Source organism: Anaerosporobacter sp. (genome assembly GCF_965301125.1).
The window spans coordinates 1-8,219 of the sequence record NZ_CBDLAM010000165.1; the positions used below are offsets into that span (position 1 = coordinate 1).

The 8,219-nt window shown below is 34.8% G+C and carries 8 protein-coding genes; 2 read left to right on the forward strand and 6 right to left on the reverse strand.

What is annotated here, in order from left to right; translation table 11 throughout:
- On the forward strand, positions 1 to 1,037 hold a 1,037-nt coding region (locus ACW2QF_RS15295; RefSeq protein WP_455716876.1), incomplete at its 5' end, for a hemolysin family protein.
- A 103-nt stretch (positions 1,038 to 1,140) separates the two neighbouring features.
- Here ACW2QF_RS15295 and ACW2QF_RS15300 read toward each other — a convergent pair.
- Positions 1,141 to 2,010, reverse strand: a complete 870-nt coding sequence (locus ACW2QF_RS15300) for a DMT family transporter (RefSeq protein ID WP_455716877.1) — start codon at positions 2,008 to 2,010, stop codon at positions 1,141 to 1,143.
- A 38-nt stretch (positions 2,011 to 2,048) separates the two neighbouring features.
- The gene (locus ACW2QF_RS15305; RefSeq protein WP_455716878.1) at positions 2,049 to 2,582 is read right to left on the reverse strand and encodes a nitroreductase family protein; all 534 of its coding nucleotides are present in this window, start codon (positions 2,580 to 2,582) and stop codon (positions 2,049 to 2,051) included.
- Positions 2,583 to 2,742: 160 nt separating this feature from the next.
- Between ACW2QF_RS15305 and ACW2QF_RS15310 the strand changes: the two genes are divergently transcribed.
- Positions 2,743 to 3,441 carry an MBL fold metallo-hydrolase gene (locus ACW2QF_RS15310; RefSeq protein ID WP_455716879.1) on the forward strand — a complete coding sequence of 233 codons (699 nt, stop codon included), beginning with the start codon at positions 2,743 to 2,745 and terminating at the stop codon, positions 3,439 to 3,441.
- A gap of 69 nt (positions 3,442 to 3,510) precedes the next feature.
- Here the strand turns inward: ACW2QF_RS15310 and ACW2QF_RS15315 are convergent, their stop codons facing one another.
- The 4 genes from ACW2QF_RS15315 to ACW2QF_RS15330 form a co-directional block, all read right to left on the reverse strand.
- Complete coding sequence (locus ACW2QF_RS15315; RefSeq protein ID WP_455716880.1) at positions 3,511 to 4,041, reverse strand: 2'-5' RNA ligase family protein; 531 nt, start codon at positions 4,039 to 4,041, stop codon at positions 3,511 to 3,513.
- A 200-nt stretch (positions 4,042 to 4,241) separates the two neighbouring features.
- Entirely contained in the window at positions 4,242 to 5,207 is a 966-nt protein-coding gene (locus tag ACW2QF_RS15320) for a beta-galactosidase small subunit (RefSeq protein WP_455716882.1), read from the reverse strand.
- A 10-nt stretch (positions 5,208 to 5,217) separates the two neighbouring features.
- Complete coding sequence (locus ACW2QF_RS15325) at positions 5,218 to 7,110, reverse strand: glycoside hydrolase family 2 TIM barrel-domain containing protein (protein ID WP_455716883.1); 1,893 nt, start codon at positions 7,108 to 7,110, stop codon at positions 5,218 to 5,220.
- 467 nt (positions 7,111 to 7,577) lie between these two features.
- A partial coding sequence (locus ACW2QF_RS15330; protein WP_455716881.1) for a carbohydrate ABC transporter permease occupies positions 7,578 to 8,219 on the reverse strand: 642 nt, incomplete at its 5' end.

Consider the following 8,219-nt stretch of genomic DNA (forward strand, 5'->3'; position numbering starts at 1 on the left):
CTTTAACTGTTTCAACACTTAATTCTGTTTCTGTAATTCTAATTACTTTACTTCTATCCTACTTTACATTAGTGTTTGGTGAGTTAGTTCCAAAAAGAATTGCTATGAAGAAAGCTGAGAGCCTAGCCCTTGCTATGTCCTCCCCCATTACTTTCATATCAAAACTATTCGCTCCGATCGTAGGGTTCTTAACCTTTTCTACAAATAGTATCTTACGCTTATTTGGAATTGATCCAAATACAGAAGAGAACAATGTTAGTGAAGAAGAGATCCGTATGATGGTTGATGCCGGTAGTGAAAAAGGTGTAATTGATCCAGAAGAAAAAGAAATGATTCAAAATGTATTTGAATTTGATGACTTAACAGTAGGTGAGTTTGCCACTCATCGTACTGACATCTCTCTACTATGGCTTGAAGAATCAGTTGAGGAATGGGGCAAAACCATTCACGACAGCAGACATTCCTTATATCCAATTTGTGATGAAACAGTTGATCATGTAATTGGTATTCTAAATGCGAAAGACTACTTCCGTTTAGAGCCAAAGACTAAAGAGAATATATTAGAAAATGCAGTAAAACCAGCTTATTTTGTACCAGAAACAGTCTGTGCCGACGTACTTTTCCGTCAAATGAAAAGTACACATAATCACTTTGCTGTAGTCTTAGATGAATATGGCGGCATGGTAGGCATCGTTACGATGAGCGACTTATTAGAACAATTAGTAGGTGACTTAGAAGAGGAAGAGTTTGAACTAGGTCAAGATCAAGAAATTGAACGAATTGATTCCTCAACGTGGAAAATCCGTGGTTGTGCCACATTAGATGACGTTGCCAAGGAACTATCCTTGCCACTTCCAGTTGACGATTATGATACATTCAGTGGATATATCTTCGGTTCTTATGGTTCTATTCCAGATGATGGTGCAACCTTCGAATTAGATATTCCGCCATTACACATACAAGTTTTGTCTATTATTGACCACAAAATTGATAAAACGATTGTATGCTTAGAGCCAACTATCCCTGAAACAGAATAAAAAGACAATCTTTCAAATGGTTTCTGTGTGGATCACGGATATTATATCCGTGAACTCCACATAGCCCTAGAAAGATTGTCTTTTTATTGTCTTGAACTATCTGCTAATCTACTTTGACATCGCTCATTCTCAAATTATATTTCCATTTTGCTACTGCTGTACCAATGATAATTATATAACCTATAATACTTAATACATCTGGTACTTGACTTAAGAAAACAAATCCTAACACTGCAGCAAAGACAACTTGAGCATAATCGAATACAGAAATTTCTCTCGCTGGGGCTTTCGTATATGCAGCTGTTATACAAAGCTGTCCACCTGTAGCAAAACCACCTGCAATTAACAGATACACTAATTGCCACCAAGCCATAGGCTCAAAATTAATAACTAGGAAAGGTAATGTTACTAGACAAGAGAAGGCTGAAAAGAAGAAAACGATAACAGGTCCTCGCTCTCCCATCTTACCTAACTTACGCACAAATGTATAAGCCATACCTGCTCCCAAACCTCCTGCAACTCCTATCATCGCATACACAAACTCCATACTAAATGATGGTTTTACAACAAACAATGCCCCTATAAACGCTACAACCACAGCTCCCCATTCCACCTTATTTGCCTTTTCCTTCAAGATGAAATATGACATAATTATAGCAAAGAAGGGTGATAACTTATTCAACATGTTTGCATCTGAGATATTCATATGATCAATCGCATAAAAATTGCAGATCAATCCTATCGTACCGCATATACATCTAAGTAATAAACACGGTATATTCTTTTTCTGTACTTTTATTGGTTCTTTACTTCGTAATAAGATCACAAAAGCTGCAATGGCAGCAATAAAATTACGAAAGAACGATTTTTGTATGGATGGTAAATCACCTGATAATCGTACAAAGAATGACATTAGTGCAAAGAAAAATCCTGATGCTATGATTAATAATATTCCTTGCTTTCTTTGTTTCACTGTACTTTCCTCCTTTATCCTACGTAATACATAACTTCTTAACAAATATAGTATAGCTCACCTATCATTTTTCTCTTTGGTGCATCTGGGTTCTCAGCCGGGTATCCCATAGGAATTAATGCTACTACTTCTCTTTCCTCAGGAACTTGGAAATCTTCTTTAATCTTATCATAATCAAAGATTCCTTCAATAACTGTTCCAATTCCATATTCATGAGCTGCTAAACATAATGTCTGACTGGCTACACCAGCATCAAACATCTGCCAAGAGTCTCCTTTTACTGTAGAGAAGCTTCCGTCTCTCTCGTAACCGCAACGTTTCGTAATCATAGTAACGATTACCACAACTGCTGCCTCTTCAATAGCTTTCGCATTGAAATCTGGTACAGATTCTAATAATTTTCTTTTTCCTTCTTCACTTTCTACAAAAATATATCTTGTAATCTGTGTATTCTTCCATGATGGAGCATACGCAGCTGCTGCCACTATTTGATCCATTACTTCTTTCTCAATTGATTGTTTCTTGAAACTTCTAATACTTCTTCTACTTGTAATACATTCAATTGTATTCATAATCAATATCCCTCCTATGTATTTTGAACGCTAGTATGTATTATACCAATTTACATAGTATTTTACAATTTAATAGAAGACAAATTGTAATAACGATAAAAATGTGTTATATTTTAGAAAATTAGATTAAACTATAAATTTATATAAGGAGGAACCATACATGATTAATACTATTCAATATATAAAACACAGCTGTTATATTGTAGAGCTTTCTAATGCTATACTATTATTCGATTATTATATTGGTGAGATACCACAGATTCCAGCCGACAAACCAGTATATGCATTTGCTAGCCATTTTCATCAAGATCATTTTTCATTTACCCTATTTTCTAAACTTAAAGGTATTCCTAATGTTCAGTATATATTATCTCAAGACATCCAAAAGAAATACAACCGTAATTATTTCTTGAAACAAGGTATTAGTGAAGAACTATACGATTCTATCCACTTCCTATCACATGATGAGGAATTAACATTAGATACCCTGCACATTCGCACCATAAATTCAACCGATTCTGGCGTAGCATTCATTATTGATACTTCCGAGGAAACTATCTATCATGCCGGTGATCTTAACTGGTGGACATGGAATGGCGAAACTGAACAAGAATATGAAGAGATGACAAAAGCATTTCAAACAGAAGTTACTAAACTCAAAGATACACATATAGATCTTGCATTCCTTCCTCTTGATCCACGACAAGAAGATCGTTTCCATCTTGGTTTTGATTATTTCATGAATCATGTAGATGTATCCTCTGTATATGCAATACACTGTTGGGATGATTTCTCTGTCATTCCAAGAATTAAAGCAATGGATTGTTCCGCATCCTATCGCCACAAGATAAAAAATTAGGCCGATGACAACATCGACCTAATTTTTCTGTATCAACTTATTCTTCTTAATTTCAAATTTTCCGTAAGTCTACAAATCAAATAAATCCCAAGTCTTAATTTCCTGATATGGATTTGTTTTTGCCAATCCAATTTTAGTTACTGTTCCATTAAACATTCTAAAATTATTTTGTAACGCTTTAAATGCTAAAAGCATTTCCTCAACCGTTAGTTTTTTTGCTATTGTGGTATGGGGCATCCACTGCATTGGTATATACAATCCATTAATTGATATGTTATCGACACAGGATATTGTTTCATTGACAAGTACAGATAATGAATGTAAATACTCACTTAATACTGGTGCCAAAAATATAACATGTGGATTGAAAACTCCTATGGAAACCCACTGTAATGTACTGCGCTTCATTTCATGAACCTTATAATCAAGTAATTCAATCACTTTTTTCTCTTGATCGGTCTCAAATGAAGCAATCGTTATATGCGGTGGCACTTTTACTTCAAGCATATAACGATTCCCACTTTTATCAGCAACTTTGTGCATTAACTTTTTAATTGTATTTTCAGTATTCTCGTCAAAATATATCGAAATCAAATACATATCGTTCTCTCTTTCACTACTAAATCATACTATCTCTCACAGACCACTTCTTAATTGTATCATATTATTCTCGATATATTCGATTCTTTTTTATAAATTGACTTTTTTATAATTCACTTTTCTATTAATTTACTTTTCTTTCACTGTATTCAATATAATCCTTATTTATCTTTAATGGGGACGTAAACTTCTGTTATCTCTTAATTCCAAGCTGCATTAGAAATTGTAAATGTATACTCTATATCCTTCTTCGCGTCAATACGATACATTTCTTCCACTTCGGCTCCCCAACTATTAATGCCTCCAACGCCTCTTACTGCTCCTAAAATAGAAACCACAGTTCTTCTAGCAGGAGGTAATTCTTCCTGATGGGTTGCATTTTCTAACTCTTGTGCAGTATATGGAATACATGAAAATGCAAATTTTTTTTCTACGCACGTAAACTTCAGACCGTATTTTTTGGTATCCTTATCTGCATTGTTAAGTGTTGTTGTTCTATATACTACCAGACTCTTTGTATCCATATGTACATTACAATCTTGAGGTACAAGGTATGGCGTTACTGGTAATCCTTCTATCAGATATCTTCCTTCTACCCCACCTGCCATTCTGTCAGGATAGGTTTCTCCCGACAGTCCTTCATATTCATAGGCGATTGCTTTTGTCGGCATGATAAACCTCATACCAAACAACGGAAGGCTAGGTAACCCAACTTTTCCATGATAATGAACAGTGACAGTTAATTTTCCATTTGAATTTACTTCATAAGTAACATCAATCTCTGTAGATGGAATGGTAATTGTTTTATATGAGAAAATCACCTTAACCTTATCCGCAGTTTCATGATCTGTATATACATTATTATCTGGTGCTGTTACATTCATAATTTCTTTATCATCAATAAATACTTTGATATTACTGCAACTCATAAACATATCCGCGCCAAACCACATTCCAGATTGTAGATGAAAATTGCATCCTCTATCGTTATCGATTGTTGCTCTCCAAAACGTTGGTTTAGGTGTTCGATATAGCCACTCTTTTCCTTGGTAAACAAGAGATTCTAACCCTTTGGTCTGATAGGAGAATATATAATGAAATCCCTCTCCGCCAACACCTAACGTCACATCACCAAACACAACCTTTAATTTATCCGTTTTCCCCATGTCTTGTCTACTATTTATAGAGTCCATAATAATATCTCACCTCCTGCATTGCTGGCTTTTCCACTCTACCTGCAAATACAATTCCATTACCAGAGAATTCATAATCAGATGGGCGATCATCAAAATCACCACCATAACGAAGTACTTGTTGTCCAGTTACCTCATCCGTAACCCATAATGCCTGATCTATAAAATCCCATATAAATCCACCCTGATACATTTCATACTTTTCAAGAAGGCTCATATAAGATTGGAGACCTCCAAGAGAGTTTCCCATATCATGCATATATTCACATAATATAAACGGTTTTTTAGGATTATGATCTAAATAATCAATAATCTCTTCTGGAAAGGCATACATTCTGCTTTCTACATCTGAAATGCGATCCTCAAACCCACGGTTATTGAACACGCCCTCATAATGAATCAAACGACTATTATCCTTTTCTTTGAAATATGCATTCATAACCACCATATTCTCTTCCGCATAAGATTCATTTCCTAACGACCAGAATAAAATGGAAGTATGATTTTTGAAGGTTTCAAAATTTGTTTTCTGACGATCAAGTGCAACCTCTTTCCACTCTGGGAATTTCCCTGGTACATTCCATGAAGGCTCAATACTTCCAGCCTTTTGCCAACTTCCGTGAGATTCCAAATTCGATTCTGCCATAAGATAAATACCATTCTCATCACACATATAATACCATGGTATCTGATTTGGATAATGGCATGTTCTAACTGCATTGATATTGTTATTCACAATGCAACTCATATCCCATTCCATTTCCTCTCTACCAATAGCACGTCCATTAGAAGCACTCCATTCATGTCTATTAACACCGTTAATAATCAATCTCTTTCCGTTAAGCAACATAATTTTATTCTTGATCTCAATTCTTCTAAATCCTACTTTATACGGAACGATTTCTACTAAACTTCCATTTTCATTATATAATTTTACAAGCACCGTATATAGATATGGATTAGTATGATCCCAGGGAATAACCTTCTCTATCTTCTTAGATTTAAACAAAATCATTTCTTCTATCTCATCTTCTGCATTCCAGCATATCTGTTCTTCTTGGTCTTGCAAAGTAATTTGTACAGTTCCTTTGCATATACTTGAAATCTTCAAATCTACTTCTAAAATCCCAGACTCATTATCTTCAGTTAAAATAGGTCGAATCCATAAATCCTCCACATGTATTGCTGGCTTAGCATATAATATTACATTACGAAATATTCCAAAAAGCCGAAAGAAATCCTGGTCTTCCAAAAATGCTGCAGAACTTCTCTTATGTACCTCTACTGCTAATATATTGTCTTTCTCTCTTATATATGGCGTTAAATCAAATTCGGATGGTGTAAAACTATCTTCTGCATATCCTACAAAATTACCATTGAGCCATAGATAGAAGGCTTCTTCAACCCCTTCAAAACAAATCACTACCCGTTTGTCTTTTAAACCTTCCTCTAAATCAAATCTTTGCCTATACGAACCGACGGGATTATATACTGACTTATGAAATAATCCAGCCCCTTTAAAGGAAGACTCATACACACCACTAGGGCGCTTATACTCATGCCCTTCCCATGGATACATCGTATTGATATAGTGGATTTTATCAAAATTACTTAATTCAATGTGTCCAGGTACCTTTATTTCATCAAAAGAAGAATCATTAAAATCTTCCTTATGAAAATCCTCTGGCCTTTCATCAGCGTTACTTGAATAACGAAACTTCCAAATTCCATTAAGGCTTTGTGTCAGTGAACTCCTACCAGCTTGCATTTCACTGTCATTAGCAAAAAAAGAATGGTCACTATGAGCCTCTAATTGGTTCACACGAAAAACTCCTGGATCGTCTAACCACCTAATATCCGCTTTATTCATTATCATACCCATGCCTATGCACATAATTATTTGTAAACTATATACCAAATGCTGCGCGTGGCTCCTTTCTAAAATTTAAGATAACAGTCAAAAAGTCTAATTATAATTAGCTATGAATATTCAAGAATAGCCATTCAACCATTAACTTACTAGTGCTTTTGTATCAGTAAAGTAAACTGCAAAACTCTTAAATAATGTAAATCTACTTCTTAGCTGACGTACTATGACTAAGAAACGATAGCGAAATATCTATAGTACTTCTTAGTGTGTACTGCATAACCTAGGAATGTGAGGCATGGATGCCGAACAAGCCTGAGCTGAGGCAGGATGCCGAATCGAAGGCGCTTCCGTATCATTTGGATACCTGTAAGTACACACATAGAAGTACTAAGATGTGTAGCGTGTTTCGTGTCATAGTACGTCAGCTAAGAAGCTATAGAACATAAATAGAGTTTTGCATCCATTCCATAAGCTTATTCCTTTACTGCCCCAGCTGCAACACCTGCCAATATATATCTTTGGAAGAAGATATATATAATAACCGTTGGAATCATTATTATTATTATTCCTGCTGCTAGGTTCTGCCAAGAACCTTGTTGTGCATTCGCATAGTCCATCAAAAATGTTGTTAAGGTTCTTAGTTTATTCTTTGGCATGTATAGATATGGAATATACATATCATTTATAATATTAATTGCTTTAATAATACAAACTGTAGCTGTAGCTGGTGCTAATAAAGGAAATATAATCTTCCTAAAGAGTTTAAAATAGGAACAGCCATCTATTAATGCAGCTTCATCTAATGACACAGGAAGCGTGGAGATAAACTGCCTATATATGTATAATTGCATTAAATCAGATGCTATATATATAATAATTGGCGCTCCTAATGTATTGTACAAATGCAGCCCTTGTATCACTTTGAACCTGGAGATTTCTGTTACAAAAGTTGGAATTAACATACCAATAAAGAAAAGACCAACTACTATTTTTTTACCGCGAAATTCAAAACGTTCAATAATAAATGCTGTAATTGTTCCAAACATAACATTAAAAAATAGAGATATAACTAACATAATTCCTGTATTTTTAAAACCAATAATAAGATCCGTATC